The organism is Streptosporangium subroseum (genome assembly GCF_900188345.1).
GTDB lineage: Bacteria > Actinomycetota > Actinomycetes > Streptosporangiales > Streptosporangiaceae > Streptosporangium > Streptosporangium subroseum.
In genome coordinates this window covers 32,382-58,364 of sequence record NZ_FZOD01000049.1, presented here as the reverse complement: position 1 = coordinate 58,364, position 25,983 = coordinate 32,382, and the positions used below count along the sequence as shown (strand labels likewise).

General features: G+C 70.0%; 24 protein-coding genes and 1 pseudogene. 10 read left to right on the top strand and 15 right to left on the bottom strand.

Going from position 1 to position 25,983, the window contains the following annotated elements:
• Positions 1-36: 36 nt before the first annotated feature.
• Positions 37-618, bottom strand: coding sequence for a TetR/AcrR family transcriptional regulator (locus CHC08_RS34260; protein ID WP_089211546.1), 582 nt, complete (start codon positions 616-618; stop codon positions 37-39).
• A gap of 306 nt (positions 619-924) precedes the next feature.
• Here CHC08_RS34260 and CHC08_RS51865 point away from each other — a divergent pair.
• The 5 genes and pseudogenes from CHC08_RS51865 to CHC08_RS34240 form a co-directional block, all read left to right on the top strand.
• Positions 925-1,895 (top strand): annotated as a pseudogene (locus CHC08_RS51865) (beta-galactosidase); the annotation flags it as partial.
• On the top strand, positions 1,890-2,789 hold the full coding sequence (locus tag CHC08_RS51860) for a beta-galactosidase (protein ID WP_420823596.1): 900 nt from the start codon (positions 1,890-1,892) through the stop codon (positions 2,787-2,789). The pseudogene CHC08_RS51865 and the gene CHC08_RS51860, both read left to right, overlap by 6 nt.
• Positions 2,790-2,861: 72 nt before the next feature.
• Entirely contained in the window at positions 2,862-4,046 is a 1,185-nt protein-coding gene (locus CHC08_RS34250) for a pentapeptide repeat-containing protein (protein WP_143653444.1), read from the top strand.
• Between the two features lie 242 nt (positions 4,047-4,288).
• Positions 4,289-4,708 (top strand): YciI family protein, encoded by a 420-nt coding sequence (locus tag CHC08_RS34245; RefSeq protein WP_089211526.1) that lies wholly within the window; start codon positions 4,289-4,291, stop codon positions 4,706-4,708.
• Positions 4,705-5,850 carry an RNA polymerase sigma factor gene (locus CHC08_RS34240; protein WP_089211525.1) on the top strand — a complete coding sequence of 382 codons (1,146 nt, stop codon included), beginning with the start codon at positions 4,705-4,707 and terminating at the stop codon, positions 5,848-5,850. Before CHC08_RS34245 ends, CHC08_RS34240 begins: the two co-directional genes overlap by 4 nt.
• A gap of 111 nt (positions 5,851-5,961) precedes the next feature.
• Here the strand turns inward: CHC08_RS34240 and CHC08_RS34235 are convergent, their stop codons facing one another.
• A complete protein-coding gene (locus CHC08_RS34235) occupies positions 5,962-7,356 on the bottom strand; it encodes an NAD(P)H-quinone dehydrogenase (protein ID WP_089211545.1) in 1,395 nt (464 codons plus the stop codon).
• Between the two features lie 143 nt (positions 7,357-7,499).
• Here CHC08_RS34235 and CHC08_RS34230 point away from each other — a divergent pair, with 143 nt between their 5' ends.
• From CHC08_RS34230 to CHC08_RS34220, 3 genes are all read left to right on the top strand, one after another.
• A complete protein-coding gene (locus CHC08_RS34230) occupies positions 7,500-7,952 on the top strand; it encodes a gamma-glutamylcyclotransferase family protein (protein ID WP_089211544.1) in 453 nt (150 codons plus the stop codon).
• Between the two features lie 202 nt (positions 7,953-8,154).
• The gene (locus CHC08_RS34225; protein ID WP_089211524.1) at positions 8,155-8,958 is read left to right on the top strand and encodes a purine-nucleoside phosphorylase; all 804 of its coding nucleotides are present in this window, start codon (positions 8,155-8,157) and stop codon (positions 8,956-8,958) included.
• Positions 8,959-9,045: 87 nt separating this feature from the next.
• Positions 9,046-10,716, top strand: a complete 1,671-nt coding sequence (locus tag CHC08_RS34220; RefSeq protein WP_089211523.1) for a phospho-sugar mutase — start codon at positions 9,046-9,048, stop codon at positions 10,714-10,716.
• 111 nt (positions 10,717-10,827) lie between these two features.
• Here the strand turns inward: CHC08_RS34220 and CHC08_RS34215 are convergent, their stop codons facing one another.
• From CHC08_RS34215 to CHC08_RS34195, 5 genes are all read right to left on the bottom strand, one after another.
• On the bottom strand, positions 10,828-11,547 hold the full coding sequence (locus tag CHC08_RS34215; RefSeq protein WP_089211522.1) for a PH domain-containing protein: 720 nt from the start codon (positions 11,545-11,547) through the stop codon (positions 10,828-10,830).
• A gap of 27 nt (positions 11,548-11,574) precedes the next feature.
• Positions 11,575-12,654: an adenosine deaminase gene (locus CHC08_RS34210; RefSeq protein WP_089211521.1), complete on the bottom strand. Its 1,080-nt coding sequence runs from the start codon at positions 12,652-12,654 to the stop codon at positions 11,575-11,577.
• Positions 12,655-12,798: 144 nt separating this feature from the next.
• A complete protein-coding gene (locus CHC08_RS34205; RefSeq protein WP_089211520.1) occupies positions 12,799-13,152 on the bottom strand; it encodes a cupin domain-containing protein in 354 nt (117 codons plus the stop codon).
• A gap of 335 nt (positions 13,153-13,487) precedes the next feature.
• A complete protein-coding gene (locus CHC08_RS34200; RefSeq protein WP_089211519.1) occupies positions 13,488-14,123 on the bottom strand; it encodes an AMIN-like domain-containing (lipo)protein in 636 nt (211 codons plus the stop codon).
• Positions 14,124-14,510: 387 nt separating this feature from the next.
• Positions 14,511-15,947 (bottom strand): MFS transporter, encoded by a 1,437-nt coding sequence (locus CHC08_RS34195; protein WP_245878731.1) that lies wholly within the window; start codon positions 15,945-15,947, stop codon positions 14,511-14,513.
• 87 nt (positions 15,948-16,034) lie between these two features.
• Between CHC08_RS34195 and CHC08_RS34190 the strand changes: the two genes are divergently transcribed.
• Entirely contained in the window at positions 16,035-16,424 is a 390-nt protein-coding gene (locus CHC08_RS34190; RefSeq protein WP_089211543.1) for a MarR family winged helix-turn-helix transcriptional regulator, read from the top strand.
• Positions 16,425-16,500: 76 nt separating this feature from the next.
• Here CHC08_RS34190 and CHC08_RS34185 read toward each other — a convergent pair whose 3' ends face one another.
• Together CHC08_RS34185 and CHC08_RS34180 are read right to left on the bottom strand one after the other, a co-directional pair.
• Complete coding sequence (locus CHC08_RS34185) at positions 16,501-17,148, bottom strand: response regulator transcription factor (RefSeq protein WP_089211517.1); 648 nt, start codon at positions 17,146-17,148, stop codon at positions 16,501-16,503.
• Positions 17,133-17,957, bottom strand: a complete 825-nt coding sequence (locus CHC08_RS34180) for a sensor histidine kinase (protein ID WP_245878730.1) — start codon at positions 17,955-17,957, stop codon at positions 17,133-17,135. The genes CHC08_RS34185 and CHC08_RS34180 overlap by 16 nt, the downstream gene beginning before the upstream one ends.
• A gap of 137 nt (positions 17,958-18,094) precedes the next feature.
• Between CHC08_RS34180 and CHC08_RS34175 the strand changes: the two genes are divergently transcribed.
• Positions 18,095-18,460, top strand: a complete 366-nt coding sequence (locus CHC08_RS34175) for a hypothetical protein (RefSeq protein ID WP_143653443.1) — start codon at positions 18,095-18,097, stop codon at positions 18,458-18,460.
• Positions 18,461-18,641: 181 nt separating this feature from the next.
• Here the strand turns inward: CHC08_RS34175 and CHC08_RS34170 are convergent, their stop codons facing one another.
• The 6 genes from CHC08_RS34170 to CHC08_RS34145 all read right to left on the bottom strand — a co-directional run bounded on the left by CHC08_RS34170 (position 18,642) and on the right by CHC08_RS34145 (position 25,720).
• On the bottom strand, positions 18,642-19,922 hold the full coding sequence (locus tag CHC08_RS34170; protein ID WP_089211515.1) for a thymidine phosphorylase: 1,281 nt from the start codon (positions 19,920-19,922) through the stop codon (positions 18,642-18,644).
• Between the two features lie 46 nt (positions 19,923-19,968).
• A complete protein-coding gene (locus tag CHC08_RS34165) occupies positions 19,969-20,364 on the bottom strand; it encodes a cytidine deaminase (RefSeq protein WP_089211514.1) in 396 nt (131 codons plus the stop codon).
• Between the two features lie 170 nt (positions 20,365-20,534).
• Positions 20,535-21,815 carry an ABC transporter permease gene (locus CHC08_RS34160; protein WP_089211513.1) on the bottom strand — a complete coding sequence of 427 codons (1,281 nt, stop codon included), beginning with the start codon at positions 21,813-21,815 and terminating at the stop codon, positions 20,535-20,537.
• On the bottom strand, positions 21,812-22,966 hold the full coding sequence (locus CHC08_RS34155; protein ID WP_089211512.1) for an ABC transporter permease: 1,155 nt from the start codon (positions 22,964-22,966) through the stop codon (positions 21,812-21,814). The genes CHC08_RS34160 and CHC08_RS34155 overlap by 4 nt, the downstream gene beginning before the upstream one ends.
• Positions 22,967-23,003: 37 nt before the next feature.
• Positions 23,004-24,527: an ABC transporter ATP-binding protein gene (locus tag CHC08_RS34150; protein WP_179282373.1), complete on the bottom strand. Its 1,524-nt coding sequence runs from the start codon at positions 24,525-24,527 to the stop codon at positions 23,004-23,006.
• A 104-nt stretch (positions 24,528-24,631) separates the two neighbouring features.
• Positions 24,632-25,720, bottom strand: a complete 1,089-nt coding sequence (locus CHC08_RS34145) for a BMP family lipoprotein (protein ID WP_218825622.1) — start codon at positions 25,718-25,720, stop codon at positions 24,632-24,634.
• Positions 25,721-25,983: the final 263 nt, after the last annotated feature.

The window sequence follows — 25,983 nt, the reverse complement described above, 5'->3', positions numbered from 1 at the left end:
GTCGGCCGCCGGGCCGGCGGCCGACCGCCGTGCCGGTCAGTCCAGCAGCGCCAGCGCCTGCGCGGCGGCGTCACGCAGGCGCTGAGGTCCGGCCTCCGCCTTGCCCACGACCCGCAGCCCCTGCATCAGCACGAGCAGGAAGCGGCCCAGCGCCCGGGGATCCCGCTCCTCGCCCAGCTCTCCCTGGGCCTGCGCCCGGATCAGCGCCGAGGTCAGCGCGGTCTCCAGGTGATCCCAGCTCGCCTGCACGCGGCGGGCCATGAGCGGGTCGTGCGGAGCGAGCTCCACCGCCGTGTTGACCACAAAGCAGCCTCGGCGCCCGCCCTCGCCGGTCGCCTCGCGGGCGAACCGCTCGACCAGCGCCCGCACGGCGGGCAGCACCGGTCCCGGCTGGGACAGCTCGGTGAGCAGATGGGGGTCGACCGACTCGCCGTACCGGTCGAGCGCCTTCAGATACAGCTCGTGCTTGCCGCCGAAGGTGGCGTAGATGCTGGCCCGGGCGACACCCATGTGCTCGACGAGATCGGCCATCGAGGTCGCCTCGTACCCCCGCTCCCAGAACAGCTCCAGCGCCGCTCGAAGTGCTGTCTCCGGATCGAACTCCTTGGTTCTGGCCACGTCCCGAAGATAGCCCAATCGAGAATGTTCGGTCAACAATGAGTCGCACTGAACCCGGTCGCGATGTGACCTCGCGCGGTCACGGCGCTTGTCGCGCAGAGCCCGCCGGGCGCCGGGTCGCGGCGTGGCCTCACGCGGTCGCGGCACTTGAGGCGAGCCGATGATCCATGAATAATTAGTTTAGTTTCCATCCAAATAGAGGAGCCCGGAGTGGACTGGCCGAAGGGATTCGACGGGCTGTGCTACGGAGGGGACTACAACCCCGAGCAGTGGCCCGAGGAGGTCTGGAAGGAGGACGTCGAGCTGATGCGGCGGGCCGGGGTCAACCTGGTCACCGTCGGGGTGTTCTCCTGGGCCCGGCTGGAACCCTCGCCCGGCGTCCACGATCTCGGCTGGCTGGACCGCGTCCTCGACCTGCTCCACGCGGGCGGGATCAGGGTCGACCTGGCCACCCCCACCGCCTCCCCGCCCCCCTGGTTCGGCCTGGCCCATCCGGACGCGCTCACCGTGACGGCGGACGGTGTCCGGCTCACCCACGGCAGCCGCGACACCTACTGCGTGAGCGCCCCGCCGTACCGTGACGCCTCCGTCCGGATCGCCCGCACGCTCGCCGAGCGCTACCGGGACCACCCCGCCCTGGCGATGTGGCACGTCCACAACGAGTACGGGACCGCGTGCCACTGCGACCACGTCGCCGCCGCCTTCAGGACCTGGCTCGCCGGCAGGCACGGCACGCTCGACGCGCTGAACGACGCCTGGACCACCTCGTTCTGGAGTCAGCACTACTCGGCGTGGGAGCAGGTCATGCCGCCCCGCGCCACCCAGTACCTGCCCAACCCCTCCCAGACGCTCGACTTCCGGCGGTTCGTCTCCGACGCCATGCTCGACCACTTCCGCGCGCAGAAGGCGGTGCTGCGCGAGCTCACCCTCGACGTCCCGGTCACCACGAACTTCGTCTTCGGCGACTGGGTGCCGGTGAACCAGCGGCACTGGGCCGAGGAGGTGGACCTGGTCGCGATCGACCACTATCCGGCCGCGGACCCCCCGCAGGAGACCGCGTTCGCCGCCGACCTCGCTCGCCTCTGGGCCGGGGGAGGCCGTGGCTGCTGACGGAGCAGGCGGTGGTGACCTACACCGGGCCGCGGATGGTCGCCAAACGTCCCGGGGAGATCACCCGGCTGAGCCTGTCGCACATCGCGCGGGGCTCGCGCGGGGCGATGTTCTTCCAGTGGCGGGCCTCGCGGGGCGGAGCCGAGCTCTGGCATTCCGGCATGGTCCCGCACGCCGGTCCGGACTCGCGGATCTTCCGCGAGATCTGCGAACTCGGTGAGCTCCTGCCCTCCCTCGACGAGGCCGTCCGCGCGCCGGTCGAGGCCGGGGCCGCGATCCTGTGGGACGCCGAGGCGGGCTGGGCCCTGCAGTCACCGGGCCTCCCCTCGGCGGAGCTGAGCTACCTGGAGGCCGTACGGCAGGCACACCGGGTGCTCTACCGGCACGGCGTCACCGCCGACTTCGCCCACCCTTCGGCGGACCTGTCGGCGTACGGGCTCGTGCTCGTGCCCAGCCTCTACCTGATCTCCGACGCCGACGCCGCGAACCTCCGCCGCTACGTCGAAGGCGGCGGCACGCTCCTGGTCTCCTTTCTCAGCGGCGTCGCCGACGAGCACGCCCGGGTCCGGCTGGGCGGCTACCCCGGGGCCCTGCGCGACCTGCTCGGCATCGGGGTCGAGGAGTTCCATCCCCTGCCCCCGGACGTCGCGATGACCCTGTCCGTCCCCGGTGGCGGCCCCCTGAGCTCCCGCGAGGAGAACCCCGAGCCGTCCGGGGAAAGACCTGTCGAGGACACCGGGACGTTCTGGAGCGAGCACGTCCACCTGCGGGGCGCGGAGGCGCTGGCCCTCTACGCCGGCCCGCACGCCTCGGCCGCCGCCCTCTCCGGCCTGCCCGCCGTCACCCGCAACCGGTACGGCGCGGGCACGGCCCTCTACCTCTCCACCCGGCTCACCGACGACGCCTACGCCCGCCTGCTGGGCCTGAGGCCGGCCCCCGTGGAACTCGTACGGCGTGGCGAGTGGCTGTTCGCCATCAATCACGGAGAGGATGAGAGGAAGGTGGCGAGCGATCTGTGCCTGCCCCCCGGCGGCTACGCCGTTCTGAAGATGCATGGCTGAAAGTGCAAGCGGGTGTCCAGCAGGATGCAATGATCCACTGACACGATCGGGGCTGCTTTGAAGGAGGCACCCGTGCGTCGTTCCATCCCCCTGACACTCATCGCCGCGATCTTCGCGTTGTCGGGGACCGTGTTCTCTCCCGCCCAGGCCGCGACCGGGCCGTGCAAGCCCGGCGAGGGCGCGGACCTGCGAGGCAGGGACTTCACCCATGGCGCCCAGCTCCCCGCCGACCTGCGCTGCGCCGACCTGACCGAGGCCAGGCTGAACGGCGTGGATCTCACGCTGAAGGACCTGACCGGGGCGATCCTGCGCGGCGCCTCGCTCAAGCAGGCCAACCTCACCCAGACCACGCTGAAGTACGCCGACCTGCGGGACGCCGACCTCTCCGAGGCCGACCTCGGCCAGTTGCACGCCGACCACGCCGACCTGCGCGGCGCGATCCTGGTCGACGCCGAGGCGGGGCAGGCGGAGTTCCCGTACGCGGATCTGAGCGGGGCGAAGCTGACCCGGGCCGAGCTGACCCAGGTCGACTTCACCAACGCCAAGCTGGTCGACGCCGACCTCAACGAGAGCACTCCCGGCCAGCTCAAGGCGCGCAAGGCCGACTTCACCCGGGCCAAGCTCCACGACGCCAAGATGGGCCAGTCGAACCTGCGCAACGCGACGTTCAAGGACGCCGACGTGAGCGAGGCCCTGTTCACCCAGGCCGAGCTGGACGGCACCGACTTCGCCGGCGCGCTGGTCGAAGGGGCGTCCTTCGTCCAGGCCGACGGCGCGGACCTGACCGGTTCCGAGGGCACCCCGAAGGGCGTCGCCGGGCTGCCCACCGACACCGGTTTCACCCCGGAGGACGACTACGAACCGCAGGTGGACAGGCGCCCCCCGCCCCGTGGCCCGTCGGTCGGGCTCATCATGGTCGTGCTCAGCGCGGCGGGCCTGGCGCTCACCATGGTGATCTGGGGGATCAGCACCCAGCGGCGAAACAGGCGCAACGCCCAGTTCGCCCTCATACGGCACAACGCCGAGGAGGACATCACCCGGCTGGGCGAGGAGATCGACCGCCTCGACTACGAGTTCCAGATCAGCGGGCGTGGCGGCATGACCGCCGACCAGGACTGGCGCCGCGCGATCGACGCCTACGAGGCGGCCAAGATCGCACTGGCCGTGGCCCAGCGCAGGGAGGAGCTGCACTTCGTGGCTCAGGCCGTCCAGGACGGCAGGGCGGCCCTGGACCGCCTCAAGACCCGATCCCTCTAGCCCGGTTCTCCGCACAGGCCGTATCGCCGCGAGTCAGGGCGTTGCGGCTCCTGTCGCCGAGAACCTCCTCGGTCTCGCCCTCACGCCACGGTGCGGACCCGGGCACCGCGAGACGGCTCACCCCGGTTCGTCGACGAACTCCGAAAAGATTCGGGCGGCGATGTCGAGAATTCGTGACCGGTTCCGTCCCCGTGGTGAACGCGACCACAATGGGTCTCGCACCAGCACCGAGGAGAAACACGATGGCCAAGTATTTGCTGCTCAAGCACTACCGCGGTGCCCCGGCCGCGGTCAACGACGTGCCCATGGACCGGTGGACGCCGGAGGAGATCTCGGCCCACGTGCAGTACATGAACGACTTCGCGGCCCGGCTCGAGGAGACCGGCGAGTTCGTCGACAGTAAGGCGCTCGCCCCCGGGGGAATGTTCGTCCGGTACGACGGCGAGGGTCGCCCGCCGATCACCGACGGCCCGTTCGCCGAGACCAAGGACCTCATCGCCGGCTGGATGGTGATCGACGTCGACAGTTACGAGCGCGCCATCGAGCTGGCCGGGGAACTGTCGGCCGCCCCCGGTGCGGGTGGGAAGCCGATCCACGAGTGGCTCGAGGTGCGCCCGTTCCTGACCCACTCGCCCACCGTCACGGAGTGCTCTCTGAAGTGAACGAGATCCTGCTCCGGAGCCTCACTCCGAGCGTGCTCGGGATCCTCGTCCGCCGCGGAGCCGACTTCGCGGCGGCCGAGGACGCCGTGCAGGACGCGCTGGTCAAGGCGGTCCACGTCTGGCCGGCCGACCCGCCTCGGGACCCGAAGGGCTGGCTGGTCACCGTGGCCTGGCACCGGTTCCTCGACGCGACCCGGGCGGACACCGCCCGCCGCCGGCGTGAGGACCTCCTCGACGAGGAGCCGGCGCCCGGGCCCGCGCCCGCGGTGGACGACACGCTCCAGCTCTACTTCCTGTGCGCCCACCCGTCGCTGACGCCGTCGTCCGCGGTCGCGCTCACGCTACGCGCCGTCGGCGGGCTGACCACCCGCCAGATCGCCCAGGCCTACCTGGTGCCCGAGGCGACCATGGCGCAGCGCATCAGCCGGGCCAAGCGCACCGTCTCCGGCGTGCGGTTCGACCAGCCCGGCGACGTCGCCACCGTGCTGCGCGTCCTCTACCTGGTCTTCAACGAGGGCTACTCCGGCGACGTCGACCTCGCCGCCGAGGCCATCCGGCTCACCCGGCAGCTCGCGGCCGCGATCGACCACCCCGAGGTGGCGGGGTTGCTCGCCCTCATGCTGCTCCACCACGCCCGGCGCGCCGCCCGGACCGCGCCCGACGGCAGCCTGGTGACGCTCGCCGAGCAGGACCGCGGCCGGTGGGACACCGAGTCGATCGCCGAGGGCGTCGAGATCCTGCAGGCCGCCCTCACCCGCGACCGGCTGGGCGAGTTCCAGGCCCAGGCCGCCATCGCGGCGCTCCACGCTGACGCGCCCACCGCCGGGGAGACCGACTGGGTGCAGATCGTCGAGTGGTACGACGAGCTCGCGCTCCTGACCGACAGCCCGGTCGTCTGGCTCAACCGCGCGGTGGCCGTCGGCGAGGCCGACGGACCGCGCGCCGGCCTGGCGGCGCTCGCGGCGCTGGACGACTCGCTGCCCCGCCATACCGCGGTGGCGGCGTACCTCCACGAGTGCGACGGCGACCTGGCGACGGCGGCACGGCTGTACGCCGAGGCGGCCCACCAGGCGCCCAATCTCGCCGAGCGCGACCACCTGACGCGCCGGGCCGCCCGGCTCAACGCCCGGCGGTGTCGCTGACGGGTCGCGCTCGGGGCCGGCCGGGAGATGAGCGGCCGGACAGGTGAGCGGGGTGAGCGGTCGGACAGGTGAGCGGGGCGGGCGGCCGGACGAGATGAGCGGGGCGGGCGGTCAGATCCCGCTGGGGGTCATCGGCTGCATCAGGCGGCGGGCCGCCTCGGTGATGGAGCCGGACAGCGACGGGTAGACCGCGAAGGTGTGGGCGAGCTGGTCCACGGTCAGCCTCTGCTGGACGGCCACCGAGACCGCCAGGATCAGCTCGGACGCGCGGGGGGCGACCACGACGCCCCCGAGGATGATGCCGGTGTGCGGGCGGCAGAACAGCTTCACGAAGCCGTCGTTGAAACCCTGCATCTTGGCGCGGGCGTTGGTGGCCAGCGGCAGCTTGACCACGTTGGCCTCGATCTCGCCGGCCTCGATCGCCTTCTGGGCGATGCCCACGGCGGCGATCTCGGGGTCGGTGAAGATGGTGGAGGAGACGGTGGCCAGGCGGAGCGGCTGCACGGCCTCGCCGAGGGCGTGCCAGACCGCGATCCGGCCCTGCATGGCGGCCACCGAGGCCAGCATCAGCACGCCGGTGCAGTCACCGGCCGCGTAGACGCCGGACGCGGAGGTGCGGGAGACCTTGTCGACCTGGATGAAACCGCCCCGGTCGAGGGCGACCCCGGCCTCCTCCAGGCCGATCCCGCCGGTGTTGGGGACCATGCCGACTGTCATCAGGCAGTGGCTGCCCTCGGCGGTCCGGCCGTCCTCCAGCGTGACGACCACGCCGCCCGCGGTGCGCTTGACGGACTCGGCTCGGGAGCGGCCCATGACGTTCATGCCTCGGCGCCGGTATACCTCTTCGAGGACCTCGGCGGCGTCGGCGTCCTCGTTGGGCATCATCCGGTCGCGTGAGGACACGAGTGTGACCTCGGAGCCCAGTGACCGGTAGGCGCCCGCGAACTCCGCGCCGGTGACGCCGGAGCCGACCACGATGAGGTGCTCGGGAAGCTCCTCGAGGTCGTACAGCTGCCGCCAGTTGAGAATGCGCTCGCCGTCGGGCTCGGCTCCGGGCAGGACGCGCGGGGTCGCGCCGGTCGCCACGATGACCACGTCGGCCTCGATCGTCCGGTCTCCGGCCGTGACCGTCCGCGGGTCGACCAGCCGGCCGGGAGCCCGGACGATCTCGACGCCCTCGGCGGACAGCCGGGCGGCGATGTCGGCGGACTGCGCCTGGGCGAGATCCTTCACGCGCCTGTTGACCAGTGGCATGTCGGCGATGACGCCGCCGACGTCACCGTCGGGACCGCCGGTGTAGTGAACGCCGAGCATGCTGGCGTCGAGGAGCGCCTGCTTCCGCACGGAGGTCGCGATCATCGTCTTGGACGGCACGCAGTCGGTGAGCACGCAGGCCCCGCCGGGGCCGTCCTGTTCGACGACGGTGACCCGCGCCCCGAGTTGCGCGGCCACCAGGGCCGCCTCGTACCCGCCGGGCCCACCACCGATGATCACGATCCTTGTCACGTACCCCATTCTCCCGCATAGCCGGACCTGCCAATGCTCGGCACCCCTCGGAAACCGCGAAAGCTCCCCCAAACCCGGAGGAAATCGACGGTACGTCGAGGCGAAGCAAGCATCTGACCGATCTTGGATTAGTGTTGGATACCGTGCCTGTCTACGCCGCCTACGGCAGCAACATGGACCCGAAGCAGATGGCCCAGAGGGCCCCGCACTCGCCGATCAGGGGGTCCGGCTGGCTTCAGGGCTGGCGCCTGACCTTCGGCGGAAACGACCTCGGCTGGGAGGGCGCGCTCGCCTCCATCGTCGAGGACCCCGACGACCATGTTTTTGTCGTCCTCTACGACGTGCCCGAATGGGACGAGAACTCCCTCGACCAGTGGGAGGGCGCGGCGCGCGGCCTCTACCACAAGGTCAAGCTCCGGGTGCAGGTCATGGAGGGCGAGGTCGTGGCCTGGTTCTACGTGCTCGACGGCTACGAGGGCGGCCTGCCCTCGGCGCGTTATCTCGGCATCCTCGCCGAGGCGGCCGAGAACGCCGGCGCGCCCGACGATTATGTCAAGGAACTGCGCAGCCGCCCCTGCACGTCCCTCGGAAGCTGAGCCGGGCACCTTCTCCCGCTTCACGTCCTCGCCGGGCGAGGTGATCCGGCCGTTTCCCGGAAGCCGAGCCGGGCGCCTTCTCCCGCTTCACGTCCTCGCCGGGGCGAGGCGGCCCGGCCGTTCCCGTGACCGGTCCGATCCCCGCCCGCGCCTCGCCCGATCTCCGGCCTGATCCAGGAAAAACGACGAGTACGCTCGTTGAGTGACAGATGACCCTTATGCACTCGCCACGGAGGCCGCGACCGCGCTGAAAAGCGCCGTCGGAGTCGACTCCTTCGATGTCGCTCTGGTGATGGGTTCGGGCTGGGTCCCGGCCGCCGACGCGATCGGTGAGACGATCGCCGAGATCCCGGTGACCGACCTGCCCGGCTTCCTGCCCCCCGCCGTGGCCGGCCACGCGGGCAGGATCCGCGCGGTGCGCACCGAGTCGGGCACCCTCGCGCTGATCTTCCTTGGCCGCACCCACCTCTACGAGGGCCGCGGCGTGGACCCGGTCGTGCACGGCGTGCGGACCGCGATCAAGGCCGGGGTCGGCACGGTCGTGCTGACCAACGCCGCCGGAGGACTCCGTCCCGAGACCCAGAAGGTCGGCGAGGCGGTGCTGATCAGCGACCACATCAACCTGAGCGGCGCCAGCCCGATCACCGGCCCCACCTTCGTCGACCTCACCGACGTCTACACCCCGCGTCTGCGCGACCTGGCCCGCGAGGTGGACCCGTCGCTGGCCGAGGGCGTCTACGTGGCCTTCCGCGGCCCGACGTACGAGACCCCGGCCGAGGTCCGCATGTGCAGGATCCTCGGCGGCGACATGGTGGGCATGTCCACCGCGCTGGAGGCCATCGCGGCCCGCGAGGGCGGCGCCGAGGTGCTCGGCATCTCCCTCGTCACCAACCCGGGCGCCGGCCTCGTGGGCGAGCCGCTCAACCACGCGGAGGTGCTGGAGGTCGGCCGCGCCACCGCCGCGCGCATGGGCGTCCTGCTGTCCAAGGTCGTCGGCAAACTGTAGGTCCGTAGGAAAACCGGCGGGCCGGCGAGCGGCGGCGCGGACCCCCGCCCGAGCACACGGCGGTCTCCGCCCGATCATGAGGTGACGATGAGCAGCGATCTTGTACGGCTCGCGCATTCCTGGCTGGCCCAGGACCCCGACCCCGAGACCCGGGCGGAGCTCACGGTGCTGCTGGAGAGCGGCGACGACGAGGCGCTGCGCGAGCGGTTCGGGGCCAGGCTGGAGTTCGGCACCGCCGGTCTCCGCGGTGAGCTGGGCGCCGGTCCCAACCGGATGAACCGGGTCACCGTCATGCGCGCCGCCGCCGGTCTGGCCCGGGTCCTCGGTCCCGGCAGGCATGTCGTGATCGGTTACGACGCCCGGCACAAGTCCGACGTCTTCGCCCACGACACCGCCGCGGTGCTCACCGGTGCCGGGCTGCGCGCCTCGGTCCTCCCCCGGCCGCTGCCCACCCCGGTGCTGGCCTTCGCCGTCCGCCACCTCGGCGCCGACGCGGGCGTGACCGTCACCGCCAGTCACAACCCGCCCCGCGACAACGGCTACAAGGTCTACTGGGGCGACGGCTCCCAGATCGTGCCGCCGATCGACGCGGAGATCTCCGCCGCCATCGACGCCACGGGGCCGGTCTCCGAGCTGCCCCTCGGCTCTCCCGCGGATCCCGCCTGGATCGCGCTGGGCGAGGACGTCGTGGCCGACTACCTGAAGGCGGTGACCGCGCTCCCGATCGGCGAGGCCCGTGACCTGCGGGTGGCCTACACCCCGCTGCACGGCGTGGGCGGTGCCACGCTGACCGACGCCTTCCTGTCCGCCGGGTTCAAGGCCCCCGCGGTCGTCGAGGTCCAGGCGGATCCCGATCCGGACTTTCCCACCGTCGCCTTCCCCAACCCGGAGGAGCCGGGCGCGATGGACTTCGCACTGGAGCTCGCCCGGCGGGTCGGAGCCGACCTGATCCTGGCCAACGACCCCGACGCGGACCGCTGCGCGGTGGGCGTGCCCCTGCCCGGCGGGGACTACCGGATGCTGACCGGCGACGAGGTGGGCGCCCTCCTCGGCGAGCACGTGATCCGCCAGACCTCCGGCGAGGACCGTCTCGTGGCCACCACGATCGTCTCGTCGTCCCTGCTCGGCAAGATCGCCGCATCGTACGGCGTGCACTACGCCGAGACCCTCACCGGCTTCAAGTGGATCATGAAAGCCGGAGGCGGGCCCGGCCGGGCCGGAGACGTACGCAACCTGGTCTTCGGCTACGAGGAGGCGCTGGGCTACAGCGTCGGCTCGGACGGGGGCCTGCCCGTCCACGACAAGGACGGCATCGGCGCGGCGCTGACCGTGGCCGGCCTCGCCGCGCAGGCCGGGCTGGACGGCCGTACCCTGCTCGATCTCCTGGACGACCAGGCCCGCAGGTACGGCCTGCACGCCACCTCCCAGCTCTCGTTCCGGGTGGCGGACCTGTCCCTGATCACCGGCGCGATGGCCCGCCTGCGAGCCACCCCGCCCGCGCAACTCGGCGGTCACAAGGTCGAGTCGGCCGACGACCTGAGCGAGGGTTCGGGTGGTCTCCCGCCCACCGACGGCCTGCGCTACCACCTGTCCGGCGGCACCCGCGTCGTCGTCCGCCCCTCGGGCACCGAACCCAAGCTCAAGTGCTATCTGGAGGTCGTGATTCCGGTGACCGGCGAGGTCTCGGAGGCCCGGGCGCAGGCCGTACGGGATCTCGACGCCCTGAAGGCCGACCTGCCTGCCGCCCTCGGCCTGTAGTCCTTCCCTCCTGGCCCGTACACGCGGGCCGGGAGGGGTGCGATCAGGCGGTGGTCAGGCGGTGATCAGGCAATGGTCAGGCAGTGATTCAGGCAGTGGTTCAGGCAGTGGTCAGGCAATGAAGGCGGCGACCAGCAGGATGACCGTGACCAGCAGGGCGGCCATCGCGCTCGGCGACCAGGTGACCTTCATCAGTCCGGTCCTGGCCGCCGGCTCCCCGATGGTCTCCGAGGTCGGCTCACCCGCGGTCGCGGTGACCGGTTCCTTGACGGCCGCGGAGCTCGACCCCAGGACGGTCGCGGCGACCGACCGCTTCGCGGCCTCGGCCCGCTCTGAGAGCTGTTCGGCCACCCAGTCGGCGTGGGTCTTGCCGGCCAGCATCTCGGCGGCGGCCTGCTCACCCTTCGAGCGCACGGGCTCGGTCCTGTAGCGGCCGCGGATGCCACCGGTGCCGCCGGTGGTCTCGGACTTACCCCTCCGCACGGCCATCGCCCGCTCGCGGGCCGTGGTCTGCGGCGTCCAGCAGCGGACCCGGTCATCCCCCGAGGTGATCGTGATCACGTGGGAGACCGTGACCTCGTCCACACCCCTCCAGGGCACGAAGACGTTCCTGAGTGGATTGCGGACCAGCACGCCCTCCTCGGTCATGATGATCGCCGGGCGCAGGCAGGAGATGAAGACCAGCAAGGTCAGCACTCCCAGCACCACGGCGGCGACCATCGAGGCCGGCCCGCTGTAGCGGACGGTCAGATCGACCGCGTTGTACGCGGCGAACACCATCCAGATCCAGCCGACGACCAGTGCGGTCTTCGACCGGAACACCTGATTCATACACTTACTCCACTCGTGCGAACCCGTTCACGCCTGCCACTTGAGCCGCGCGAAACCAGGCTTGATGACACCGTTGATGAGCGCCAGGCGCTCGTCGAACGGCAGGAACGCCGACTTCATGGCGTTGATCGTGAACCACTGCATGTCGTCCCAGCCGTAGCCGAACGCCTCCGTCAGCTTGGAGAACTCCCCGGAGAGGGAGGTCGCGCTCATCAGCCGGTTGTCGGTGTTGACCGTCACCCGGAAGTTCAGGCTGCGCAGCAGACCGATGGGGTGCTCGGCGATGGAGGTCGCGGCACCGGTCTGCAGGTTGGAGGTCGGGCACATCTCCAGCGGGATGCGCTTGTCGCGGACGTAGGCGGCGAGACGGCCGAGCTTGGCCGTGCCGTCGCCCTGCACCGTGATGTCGTCGATGATCCGGACCCCGTGGCCGAGGCGGTCCGCGCCGCACCACTGGATCGCCTGCCAGATCGACGGCAGTCCGAACGCCTCTCCGGCGTGGATGGTGAAGTGGGCGTTCTCACGCTGGAGATACTCGAAGGCGTCGAGGTGACGGGTGGGAGGATAACCCGCCTCGGCTCCGGCGATGTCGAATCCGACCACGCCGACGTCGCGGTAGCGGACCGCGAGTTCGGCGATCTCCATGGACCTGGCCTGGTGGCGCATCGCGGTGAGCAGCGTGCCCACCCGGATGCCGCGCCCCTCGGAGCCGATCCTGAAGCCCTCCTGCACCGCCTCGATGACCTCTTCGAGGCTCAGGCCCGTGGAGGTGTGCTGCTCGGGCGCGTAACGCACCTCGGCGTAGACCACGCCGTCGTCCGCCAGGTCCTGGGCGCATTCGGCGGCGACCCTGACCAGCGAGTCGCGCGTCTGCATGACGCCGACCGTGTGGTCGAAGGTCTGCAGGTACAGCTCCAGCGAGCCGGAGTTCGAGGCCTCCGAGAACCAGGCACGCAGGCCCTCCACATCGGTTGTGGGAAGCCCGTCATAGCCCGTTTCGCGGGCAAGGTCGATGATGGTCTCCGGCCGCAGACCGCCGTCAAGGTGATCGTGGAGCAACACCTTGGGAGCGCGGCGGATCTCCTCAAGAGTGGGTGGCTGACTCATTTCATCACCTTACCGTCGGGGCCTAATCAGCGATCTTGCGAGGGTTGCGGCCACGCCACGGCCTTCGGACATTCGTGTCGCGGAAATCGGGAGATGGGAGAGATCGCGAGATCCCGGCGGGCAGGCACCGGGATCCCCTCGCGGCTATTCGGCGCGGTTGACGGTCTCGGGGGAGAAAGCGGGCAGGCAGACCGCGACGTACTCGGCGCCCTCGGGGCCGCAGCTGTAGCGGATCTTCTCCCCCGGCTCGCACGTGAACGCCTGTCCGGCACCGACCTCGGTCGTGCCCTCATCGTGCTCCACGATGACCGTGCCTCTGAGCACCAGCGTGTATTCGGCGAACTCCGGCGTCTGGGCCGGCTCGTCCCATCCGGGCGGGGCCGTCATGTGCGCGATCGAGACGCGGTCGTCGCTGCTGTTGACCCGGCCGACGTATTCGTCGATCACCTTGCCACCCGGAACCGGAATCCGCGTCGCGCTGTCGATTTTGCGTACCATCAGGCCAGTCTGTCACCGGTTTTGGTGTGCCACGCCCATGACCAGGCGGTACGGCGTGCGTCACCCGTCCGCGGGCTTCCCTGTGTCACCTCGTCAACCAGGCGGTACGGCATGCGCCGCCCGTCCGCGGGTTTCCCCGTGTCACCTCGTCAACCAGGCGGTACGGCATGCGTCACCCGTCCGCGGGTTTCTCTGTGCCACCTCGGCGACCAGGCGATTCGGCGCGCGAACCTCGGCTTCGATGTGCGACCTCGACGACCAGATGGTTCCGCGTGCGGACGTCAGTCCCAGACTTCGGTGTGACCTCGGGCGGTTCGGCGTGCGACGCCCGGGTTTCAGTGTGCGACGTCGATGACCAGACGGTTCGGGGCCTTCTGCTCCAGCACCCGGAATGCCGCCTTGCGGTCGAGGACGATGCCCACGCCCACCACGCCCTCGAAGTCTCCTGTCTTGACCACGTTCTGGACATTGCCTAGGTCGGCCTGGAAGATCGGCCCCCCCGGCCAGCTCGGCTCGCCCGCCTCGCTGTGCGCGGTGGCCGGGGTCATCGACAGGTGAAGGTAGGCGCCGCCCTTGGCGTCGATCGGGTCACCCGATCCGTCCTGGACGAGCTCGGACACCCATTTCACGGTGTATGCGGGAAAGTCTCCCTTCAGATCGATCACCACGCGGTCGAATCCGCCGTGCTCGGCGAACCGTGCCCCGGTGACGATCGGCGGCACGGCGGCGGGGTGCTGGACCTTGACCTCCTCGGTGCTCGTCGGAGGTTTCAGGGTCGCCGGCGGGTCGGCGGAGGATGAGACAGGGGGAGAGCCGGAAGGCGAGGGGATCGGCGAGGTCGCCGTGACCGCGGTCTCCGGGGTGGTGGAGGACGACGTCACGGGCTGCGAGGTAGGACTGCAGCCGATCAGCAGGGCGAGGGGAACGAACGCGAGCGGAACGAGGGTGCGGGGAACAAGGGTGCGGTTCATGGTGAGCCTCCTGCCCCGTTAGATGCTCAGTAGCCTGGAGAGGTTCACCCCGCCGCCGCATCTGTTGTGGCCAGATCTTGACAGCCAGCCGAGACGAGAGTCAAGCATCGGAGTGGGAACCGGAATGTCGGCGGACGGCGGGACCGTCGCCGACCCGGAATCCCACCGCCGCCGGCCCCAGAATTCCGGCGGCGGTGGACTTCGCGTCCCCTGGGAAACCGCGTCCCGCCTCCCCGTTCTCCCCGGCTTCCACAGAGGTCGTGTCCCCGTGGCCCGGCGTCCCCGTGCGGCAGGTGAGTGTGCGCTTCCCCGCCGAACAGGCCCTGTTGCAGGCCCGGCGTCCCCGTGCGGCAGGTGAACGTCTTCCGTCTTCGAACCGCCCCGGCGTCAGACGGTCTCCAGCACCTTCTCCCCTCCGGTCTCCTCCCCCGCCATGACGGCCGTACGGGAACGGCGGAGGCCGGTGAGGGCGATCGCCAGGCCGACCACGCCGAGGATCGCGGAGACCGCGATCGCGGCGTGGAAGCTGTCCAGCGGGTCGGCGCTCGGGTTGGAGGTGAGGACCGCCGTCACGACGGCCAGCACGAGTGCCCCGCCGACCTGTCCCGAGGTGTTGAGCAGCCCGGAGGCCAGACCCTGCTCATCGTCCGCGACACCGTTGGTCGCCTGGATGTTCAGCGAGGGGAAGGACAATCCGAAGGCGATGCCCAGCAGGACCATTCCGGGAATGATCAGTGTGGCCAGGCTGGGGTTGCCGTCCAACCGGAGGAAGAACGCGTACCCGACGGCCAGCGCGGCCGCACCGATCACGATCAGCCGGGCGGTGCCGAACCGGTCGGCCAGTTTGCCCATCTTGGTGGAGCTCACGGCCACCAGCAGTCCTGCGGGCAGGAAGGCCAGCGCGGTCTCCAGGGCGGACCAGTGCAGGAAGTTCTGGAAGTACTGCATGGCCACGAACTGGAAGCCGACATAGGAGCCGAAGAGGATCACCAGACCGAGGTTGGCCCGGACGATCGGGCCGGAGCGCAGGATGCCGAGCCGTACCAGCGGGTGCTTGACCCTCAGCTCGGTCACCACGAACGCGGCCAGCAGAACCGCGGCGCCGGCCAGCGAGGCGATGGTGCGCGGCGAGCCCCAGCCCGACTGTGGAGCCTCGACCACGGTGTAGACCAGCAGCAGCATCGAGGCGGTGATGGTCACGGCACCGATGAGGTCGTGGCCGCCTTCGGCCTTCTCCTCGCGGTGCTTGGGCAGGAACTTCAGGGCCGCGACCAGAGCGATGATCGCGACGGGGACCGGCATGAGGAACGTCCAGCGCCAGCCGAGCTCGGTCAGGAATCCGGAGATGACCAGGCCCAGGGAGAAGCCGCTGGCACCGGAGGCGGTGAAGATGCTGAGAGCCCTGTTGCGGGCCGGGCCCTCGGCGAAGGTCGTGGTGATGATGGACAGCGCGGCGGGCGCGGTGAAGGCGGCGCTCACGCCCTTGACGAACCGGGCCGCGATCAGCAGGGTCCCGTCGTTGACCACGCCCCCGAGCAGTGAGGCCACGGCGAAGACCGCGAGGGCGACCAGGAAGACCCTGCGCCGCCCGAGCAGGTCGGCGGTCCGGCCGCCGAGGAGGAGCAGGCCACCGTATCCGAGCACATAGCCGCTGACCACCCATTGGAGGGAGGACGTGGACAACCCGAGGTCGTCCTGGATGGACGGCAGGGCGACTCCCACCATCGAAACGTCGAGAGCGTCAAGGAAGACAACGGCGCAGAGCACTATGAGCGCGGCCCAGAGGCGCGCGTCCCAGCGCCCATCGTGGGATGAAGAGGTCATGGTGGACGACACTACATGCAAGTGCATCTAATGCAAAAGCATTTAATGCCCGTGCATTTAATGTTCATGCATGGTATGCTCCGCAGCATGAGCGAGGAGTACGCGGTCCGCGCATGGCGCGAGGTGCTGGCCAAGCACGCCACGGCCGCCTGTGCACTGGAGCGCGAGCTCGCCGAACGACACCAGCTCGGGATGAGCGAGTTCGAGGTCCTGGAGCGGATGGTCGAGGGCGGCGAGAGGAAATACCGCGTTCAGGAGATAGCCGACGCGGTCCACCTGAGCCAGAGCGCATGCTCCCGGCTGATCGCCCGTCTGGAGAAGGCCGGCCTGGTGAGCCGCGACATCTGCGACGTCGACCGCCGCGGGATCTTCGTCTGCATCACCGAGGAGGGCCACGCGCGTCACGCCGCGGCCCAGCCCACCCACCGCGCCGTGATCGGTGAGATCTTCGCCCCCTCGGAGCCGATCCGGGTGTGAGTCGTCGAAGTACAGGAGATCCCGGCAAGGTTGATCATGGTCGGGACCCGCGTCTCCACGGGGCCCCGGAGGCACGTCAGGGCTTGTTCAGGTAGGCGAGGACGGCGAGGACGCGACGGTTGTTGTTGTCGTCGTCGGTGATGCCGAGCTTGCCGAACATGGAGGTGGTGTACTTGCCGATGGCGCTCTCACTGAGGAACAGCCGCTGTCCGATGGCCTGATTGGACAATCCCTCGGCCATGAGGCCGAGCACGGAGTGTTCGCGTTCGGTGAGTCCTCCGAGCCGTCGGTTCGAGGACCCGCTGAACAGCAGTTTGGCGATGACGGCCGGGTCCATGGCGGTCCCGCCGCCGGCGACGCGCTCCAGAGCGTCGATGAACTGATCGGCGTCGAAGACGCTCTCTTTGAGGAAATAGCCGATGCCACCGGCGCCGTCGGCCAGAAGTTCGCGGGCGTAAAGCTGTTCGACGTGCTGAGAAAGGATCAGGACCGGCAGTCCTGGCAGTTCGCCGCGGGCGGCGAGAGCCGCACGCAGGCCCTCATCCGACTGGGTCGGCGGCATGCGGACGTCGACGACGGAGACATCCGGCCGCCACGTCAGCAGCGCGTCGAGCGTCTCGGGCCCGGTGGTCGCCGTCGCCACCACCTGGTGTCCGTACGCCTCGATGAGGCGGACCATCCCGTCGCGCAGGAGGTAGAGGTCTTCGGCTACGACGATTCGCATGGCACCGTCATCCTCGCGCGAGTCGGACCGCCTGCCGGGCTGGTGATCTCCAAGGCGCCGTCGAAGACCGCGAGGCGACGGCGTAGCCCCGCGAGTCCGCCGCCGGCTCGCACGTCGGCTCCGCCCCGGCCGTTGTCCTCGACGTCGATGACGAGGCCGGTGTCGTCCCGGGTGATGGAGATCCGCGCCCTGGTCGCCTGGGCGTGCTTGACCGCGTTGGTCACCGGTTCGGCGACTCCGAAGTACACGGCGGACTCGATCGGCGGGTCCAGGCGTAGCCGAACGTCGGCGCTGACAGCCACTTCGAGCGGGCTGTCCAGGGCGAAAGCGCGAACGGCGTCGATGAGCCCTCGCTCGTTCAGCACCGGCGGGCTGATTCCCTGGACCAGTTCGCGGAGCTCGGTCAGTGACGTGGCGGCGCCGGCTCGCGCTTCCCGCAGCAGCGCCTTCCCCCGGTCGGGGTCGGTTTCCATCAGCTTCTCCGCGGTTGCCAAAGAGAGGCCGAGCGCGACCAGGCGGGCCTGCGCCCCGTCGTGCAGGTCCCGCTCGATCCGGCGGATCTCGACGGCCTGCGCGACCGTCGTATCCGCGCGCTGGGCCGTCAGCTCATCGACCCGGTCCGCCAGCGCCATCGCAGGTGAGGGGCGCAGGAAGCGGACGGCCACCGGCTCGACGGCCCGCCAGGCGTACGGGGCACTCGCGATCGCCACGACCAGGCCGAGCGCCCCGATGAGGCGCGTGGAGAGCTCTGGCCGGGAGAACCCGAGGACCGCCGCCGCGACTCCGCCCGGCGGAATGGCCGCGATCACGCCCACGGTGATCGGTGCGATCCCGCATGCGCCCTCGCCATCGCCGCAACCGCTTTCATCATCAACGGACCCGAACTGCGCGCCGCCTTCCCCAAGGCCGTGACCAGGGCAAAGTGACCGAGTGGAAGGATGACGGCATGACATACCGCAGCCCGCTGGAGATGCCGGCGGAGGAGTTCCCGTTCGATGTCCTGCCGGAGCACCTCGCGTTGCTGCGCCGTGCCCGCACCACGTGGGACGGCTCGGAGGGAGTGGGGGGCGGCGCCCCCGGCCTGGACCGCTGGGCGCCGTTCGGCAGCCTGGACGTGTACAGCGACATCGCCGCCATCGTGGACGGCCGGACCGACGGCACGCACGACCCGGCCGAGGAGAACCGCTACGACCGGTTGTTCGTCGAGCTGACCCTGACGCTGGAGATCGTCCTGCAGACGGGGCGGTTCGAGCCCGGCCGCTACGTGCGCCCGCCGATCGGCGCGTGGCAGCCCGCGCCGGACAGCCGGTAGGAGCCCCCGCTCACGCGAGAGGTCCGCGAACGATGGACGAGTGCGGCACTCCGACGAGCGTCCGCGTGCACTCCGTGGTCGGCGAGTCCGGCGGTACTCGGCAGCGTTCGGCGGTGTTCGGCGGAACCCGCTCCACGCTCGACGGCAGACGACCGTGGACCGCTGACGCTCCGAGGCGCGATCAGGCCGTGATGCGGTCGATCACCAGCGGCAGCAGGTCCGGGTCGGCGGTCTCGCCGATTACGTAGGCGCCCTCCAGTGCGGCGAGCGCCCGCTCGAAACGGAAGGTCTCATCGGCGTGCAGGGTCATCAGCGGCTGCCCCTCACGGACCAGGTCTCCGGGCCCGGCGTGCAGCACGATGCCCGCGCCGAAGGACACCGGGTCCTCCTTGCGCTCCCGGCCCGCGCCGAGCCGCCAGGCGGCCAGGCCCACGCCGTATGCGTCGAGCCTGGACAGCACGCCGGACGAGGGCGCGGTGATCTCCATGGTCTCGGCGGCCCTGGGCAGCAGAGCGTCGGGGTCGCCGCCCTGAGCGCTGATCATCCGGCGCCAGACGTCCATCGCCGAACCGTCCTTCAGCGCCTGCTCCGGGTCCTTGCCCCCGGTCAGGCCCCCGGCCTCCAGCATCTCGCGCGCCAGCCGCACGGTCAGCTCGACCACGTCGGCGGGCCCGCCGCCGGCGAGCACCTCGACGGACTCGGTGACCTCCAGCGCGTTGCCCACGGCCCGGCCGAGTGGCCGGTCCATGGCGGTGAGCAGGGCGACCGTGTTGACCCCGGCGTCGGTGCCCAGCTCGACCATGGTCATGGCCAGCTCGCGGGCCCGGTCCACGGTCTTCATGAACGCGCCGGAGCCGACCTTGACGTCCAGCACGAGTGCCCCGGTGCCCTCCGCGATCTTCTTCGACATGATCGAGGAGGCGATCAGCGGGATCGACTCGACGGTGCCGGTGACGTCGCGCAGCGCGTAGAGCTTCTTGTCCGCCGGGGCCAGCCCGTCTCCGGCCGCGCAGATGACCGCGCCGGCCTTCCTGAGCACGTCGAGCATCCCGTCGTTGGACAGGGACGCCTGCCAGCCGGGGATGGACTCCAGCTTGTCCAGGGTGCCGCCGGTGTGGCCGAGCCCCCGGCCGGACAGCTGCGGCACGTAGCCGCCGCACGCGGCGACCAGGGGGGCCAGCGGCAGAGTGATCTTGTCGCCCACACCGCCGGTGGAGTGCTTGTCCGTGGTGGGGCCGGGCAGCGCCGACCAGTCCATCCGGGATCCGGACCGGATCATGGCCTGGGTCCACTCGGCGATCTCCCGGCGGGTCATGCCGTTGAGCAGGATCGCCATCGCGAGCGAGGACATCTGCTCGTCGGCCACGACGCCCTTGGTATAGGCGTCGAGCACCCAGTCGATCTGCTCCGTGGACAGCTCGCGGCCGTCCCGCTTGGTGACGATGACGTCGATCACGTCCATGGTCAGGCCCCCCGGCTCAGATTGATGACGTCGATCACGTTCACGGTCAGGCCCCCCGGCTCAGATTGTCCGGTCCGAAGGCGTACGGCAGGATCTCCGCCATCGGCTTGGGGCCGTCGACGGTCTCCACCAGCAGTTCGGGGCCGCCGAACTCGAACAGGAGCTGACGGCACCTGCCGCACGGCATGAGCAGCTCCTCGTGCCCGTCCACGCAGGTGAACGCGACCAGCCGCCCGCCGCCTGAGGACTGGAGCGCGGACACCAGCCCGCACTCCGCGCACAGCCCGAGGCCGTACGAGGCGTTCTCGACGTTGCAGCCGGACACGATCCGCCCGTCGTCCACCAGGGCGGCCGCGCCGACCGGAAACTTGGAGTAGGGGGCGTAGGCGTGCGCCATCACCCGTGCGGCTTCCGCCTTGAGTGCTGCCCAGTCGATGGTCATCGGACTCGATCCGCTCATGGGCACGTCGCGAACGACTCGTGCCGCTTACACCGCTTCTTGCAGGACATCTCGCACACTACGGTCACTTCGTCCGCCCCCCGAGGTACGGCATGCCGGCCGGCACGGGTCACTTTGCTCGCCCCCGCGGTACGACATGCCGACCGGCACGGTCACTTGGCCTGTCCCCTGCGGTACGGCACGCCGTCGGCGGCGGGCATCCGGAGTCGCTGGGCGGCCAGTGACAGCACCAGCAGCGTGGTGATGTGCGGGGTGACGGAGGTGAACTCCGACGGGATGGTGTCGGTCAGCGAGAACAGGACGAACACCGCGATCGCCGCGATGCCGGTGATCAGCGCCGCCCTCGTGCGGTTCTGCCCGACGAGCTGGTAGACCGCCATCGCGGCGATCAGGATCGCCACGACCAGCAGCAGCGCGTGCACCGACTCACCGCCCCGGCGGAGCTGGAGTCCGTCGGTGTAGCCGAACAGCACCGCGCCGCCCGCCAGGCCTCCCGGCCGCCAGTTACCGAAGATCATGGCGGCGAGGCCGATGAAGCCCCGGCCGCCCGTCTGTCCCTCGCGGTAGGCGCTGGCCGCCACCAGTGACAGGAACGCGCCGCCGAGGCCGGCGAGGGCACCGGAGATGACCACCGCGACGTACTTGTAGGAGTAGACGTTGACGCCCAGCGACTCCGCCGCCGTCGGGCTCTCTCCGCAGGAGCGCAGCCGCAGGCCGAACGCCGTGCGCCAGAGCACGTAGTACGTCAGCGGGATCAGCAGGATCGCCAGGATGGTGAGGAGCGAGACGTTTGTGGTCAGGCCGCGCAGGATGCCCGACAGGTCGGACAGGAGGAACCACTGCTTGGCCTCCAGTCCCTTCAGCTGGTCCCCGATCCACGGCAGGCTCACAACGCCCGGTTTGGGCACCGGCGGCGACTGGGCGTCGCCGCCACCCGGCATGGTGGCGAAGGTGACCTTGGAGAGATACTGGGTGACGCCCAGGCCCAGGATGTTGATCGCGACACCGGAAATGATGTGGTCGACCCCGAACGTCACGGTGGCGAGCGCGTGCAGCAGGCCGCCGAGGGCGCCGCCGATCGCGCCGGCCAGGACGCCCGCCCAGGGGTTGCCGAAGTGGATCGCACCCCAGGCCCCGGCCCAGGTGCCCAGGATCATCATGCCCTCGAGGCCGATGTTGACCACACCGGCCCGCTCGGACCACAGGCCGCCGAGACCGGCCAGTCCGATCGGCACGGCCAGCGCGACGGCGGCGTTGATAGCCCCCGCCGAGGTGAGGTCGACGGCGCCGGTGACGACTCGGGTGAACGACAGCAGGAGGATCAGCCCGCCGAGGGCGTAGAGCATGACCTGCCAGGTGAACTTGAACTTCCTGGCCTTCTTCGGCTCCTCCACCGGAGGGGCCTCCGCCACGGCCAGACCGCCTTCGCTCATGCCGACGCTCCTTCAGCCTGGGTGGGGGTCGCGCTCGCCAGCTGTCTGCTCACCCGGCGTTGCCCGGCCGAGATCTGGTAACGGTGGACGAGCTCGTACGCGACGATGACCGAGAGCACGATCGTGCCCTGCATGATCTGGACGATGTCCGGGGAGATCTCGTGCAGCTGCAGAATGTTCGACGAGGTGTCGAGGAAGGCCCAGAGCAGGGCGCCGAACGCGATGCCCACGGGGTTGTTGCGGCCGAGCAGCGCGATCGCGATCCCGATGAAGCCGAGCCCCGTGGGGAAGTCCAGGCTGTAGCTGTAGGACGCGCCGAGCAGCTGCGGCATGCCGACCAGGCCCGCCATCGCGCCGGACAGCATCATCGCGATCAGGACCATCCTCTTCACGTTGACGCCGCTGGCCACCGCGGCCGACTCCGAGCGTCCGGTGGCCCGCAGGTCGAAGCCGAAGCGGGTCTTGTTGATCAGCACGTGATAGAGGATGCCCATGGCGATCGCCAGGATGATGAGGCCGAACACCTTGCTCGTGGTGCCGGGGATGAGCTCCAGGCCGGGCACCTGACCGGACGCGCCGATCGGTTTGGTACCGATGTTGTTGCTGCCCGAGACCTCGACCGCGAAGCGGTCCTTGTTGAGCAGCCAGGCTCCGAGCGCGGTGGCGATGGCGTTCAACATGATCGTCGAGATGACCTCGCTGACCCCCCGCCTGACCTTGAGCAGGCCGGCGATCGACGCCCATCCGGCGCCGACCACCATGGCGACGAAGATGATGAGGGCGACGTGCAGCGGAGCGGGCAGGGTGACCGCGCCGCCCACGGCCGCGGCGACGAGCGCCGCGAGGCGGTACTGGCCGTCCACGCCGATGTTGAACAGGTTCATCCTGAACCCGATCGCCACCGCCAGCGCGGACAGGTAGTAGTACGTCGCGGAGTTCAGGGTCAGCACGATCGACCGCGGCCGCGTGCCGTACTCGACCATGAGGAGCAGCGTGTCCAGCGGGGGGTCGCCCGTGATCAGCAGGACGATCGAGGTGATCAGTCCGGCGAACACGATGGCCAGGATCGGCGCGACCAGGACGACCGGGCCTCTGAGCCGGACCCGGCCGAGGAGCCTGTCGGCGAAGGTCGACTTCGCGGGGCCGCTCATACGAGCGCCCCGGCTGCCACGCGCGCTGTGTGGATGTTCATGCCGCCTCTCCAGCACCCGTCATGGCTGATCCGAGCTGCTCGGGCGTCACGTTCCGCGGATCCACGTCCGCCACGATGCGACCTCGCAGGAGGACCTTCAGCGTGTCCGACAGGCCGATGAGCTCGTCGAGGTCGGCCGAGATCAGAAGTACGGCCAGGCCCGCGGCGCGGGCGGCACGGAGGTGGTCCCAGATCGCGGCCTGGGCGCCGACGTCCACACCGCGCGTCGGGTGGGAGGCGATCAGGAACACCGGATCGCCGCTCATCTCCCGGCCGATGATCAGTTTCTGCTGGTTGCCGCCGGACAGGGCCGAGGCGTCCACGTCGATGCCCGGCGTCCGCACGTCGTACTCCTCGACGATGCGCTGGGTGTCCTTGCGCGCTCCCGCGCGGTCGATCCAGAAACCCCTGACGTTGGGCCGCCGCGTCTGGTGACCGAGGATCCGGTTCTCCCAGAGCGGCGCCTCCAGCAGCAGTCCCTGCCGGTGCCGGTCCTCGGGGATGTAACCGATGCCGGCCTCGCGGCGGCGCAGCGTCGGCCAGGCGGAGATGTCGTGCTCACCGAGCCGGATCTCGCCGCCGGCGACGCGCATGCCCATGACGGCCTCGACGAGCTCGGCCTGGCCGTTGCCCTCGACGCCGGCGATGCCGAGCACCTCACCCTTGCGGATGTCGAAGTCGACGCCGTCGACGATGCTACGGCCCTCCGGCGACTGGACGCTCAGGCCGCGCACCGACACCGCCACCACGTCGGTGACGGTGGACTCGCGGGTCTCCGGGCTGGGCAGCTCGCTGCCCACCATGAGCTCGGCGAGCTGTCTGGCCGTCACGTCCTTGGGAACCACGCTGGCCACGGTCGTGCCGCGCCGGATGACGGTGATCGCGTCGGCGACCGAGAGCACCTCGTCCAGCTTGTGGGAGATGAAGATGATCGTGAGGCCCTCGCGGACCAGCTCGCGCAGGTTGGCGAAGAGCTCCTCCACCTCGTGCGGCACCAGCACGGCGGTCGGCTCGTCCAGGATGAGGATCCGGGCGCCGCGGTAGAGGACCTTCAGGATCTCCACCCGCTGCCGGGCGCCGACTCCCAGGTCCTCGACCGTGACATCGGGGTCGAGCCCGAGGCCGTAGGAGTCGGAGATCTGTATGATCTTCTTCCGGGCGGCGCCGAAGTCGAGGGCGACCCCGCCCTTGCGAGGCTCGCTACCCAGGACCACGTTCTCCAGCACGGTCAGGTTGTCGGCCAGCATGAAGTGCTGGTGGACCATCCCGATGCCCGCCGCGATCGCGTCCCCGGGGGTACGGAAGGTCACGGCTGTCCCGTTGACGCGGATCTCGCCCTCGTCGGGACGCTGCATGCCGTACAGGATCTTCATAAGCGTGGACTTGCCCGCGCCGTTCTCGCCGACGATGGCATGCACGTGGCCCTGCCACACGGAAAGGGAGACGTCGCGGTTGGCCACGACGCCGGGGAATCGTTTGGTGATCCCCTCGAGTTCGACGGCCGGAGTCGAGGTGTTGATGACGGCCTCCTCCGCACGGATGGCCTTGATTGCGGAACGTGATGGTGAGAGCAGGACAGGGGGCCCGGGGAGATTTGTCCGCCGAGCCCCCTATTTGTACCAGTTCAGGAGGTCTTGTCCGGCACGGTGATCTCGCCGGAAATGATCTTCTGCTTGAACTCGTCGAGCTTGGCCTTGATGTCGTCGACCTGTCCACCGGTGGTGGAGTAGTCGACGCCGCCGGCCTTGAGGTCGTACGACGTGGTGCCGGCCTTCACCGTGTTGTCGGCGAAGCTCTTCAGGAAGTCGAAGACGGCGACGTCGACCTTCTTCAGCATGGAGGTCATGATGACGCCCTGCAGGTCGGCGGCGGCGGTCTTGGCCTGGTCGGAGTCGACGCCGATGGCCAGGCCGTTCGCGGCCTTGGCTGCCTCGAACACGCCGCTGCCGGAGCCGCCCGCGGCCTGGTAGACCACGTCGGCGCCCGCGTCGAACATGCCCTCGGCCGCGGTCTTGCCCTTGGCCGGGTCGGCGAAGCCGGTGAAGTCCGGCGGCTGGCTCAGGTACTTGCTCTCGATCTTGATGTCCGCCTTGACGGCCTTGGCGCCTGCGGCGAACCCGGCCTCGAACTTGTTGATCAGCGGCACCTGAACGCCGCCGATGAAGCCCACGTGGCCCTTCTTGCTCTTCAGCGCCGCGGCGGCGCCGACGAGGAAGGAACCCTCATGCTCGGCGAAGAGCAGGTTGGAGATGTTGGGACCCGTGGCGTCCGCGTCGTCGACGATCGCGAACTTGATGTCCGGGAACTCGGCGGCGACCTTCTTCAGAGAGCCGGAGTAGGCGAAGCCGATGGCGATGATCGGGTTGTAGCCGCCGTCGGCGAGCAGACGGAGCCGCTCCTCCTTGGCAGCCTCGGTCTCGCCGTTGCCTGCTTCGAGCTCCTTGGTCTCGGCGAGGCCGAGCTCGCTCTTGGCCTTGTCCAGGCCGGCGGCGGCCGCGTCGTTGAACGACTGGTCACCACGCCCGCCGATGTCGTAGGCGAGACCGACCTTCGCGCCGGCCGCGGCCGGGGCCGCGCTGCTCGCTCCGTCACTCGGCGCGGCCGCGGTGGCCGACGTGGCCGGCTCCTCGCTTCCACCGCACGCGGCAGCTCCCATGAGCATGCTGCCCGCCAGTGCGGCTGCGGCCAGCTTGCCGAATCGGTTCTGAAGCAAGATGGACTCCCTTCGCGTTTCTGTGCACGCGCGAAGAGACGCACGGCAACCCTGCACGGAAGATAGTTGGTCAGGGAGGGTTGACCAAACCAGCGCACGAGTCCGCAACAGGTCCGTTATGCAGCTCACGCCACCTTGTGACCTGCGGAGGCGTCCGGACCCACCCGGAGCCACCTCCTGGCGCAGGGTGATCCTTTCTTCGGGGGACGCGTTTCTCGTCACCGCCGTGACCGGTGTTGCGTACGGGAAAGTCTGGCCGTGCT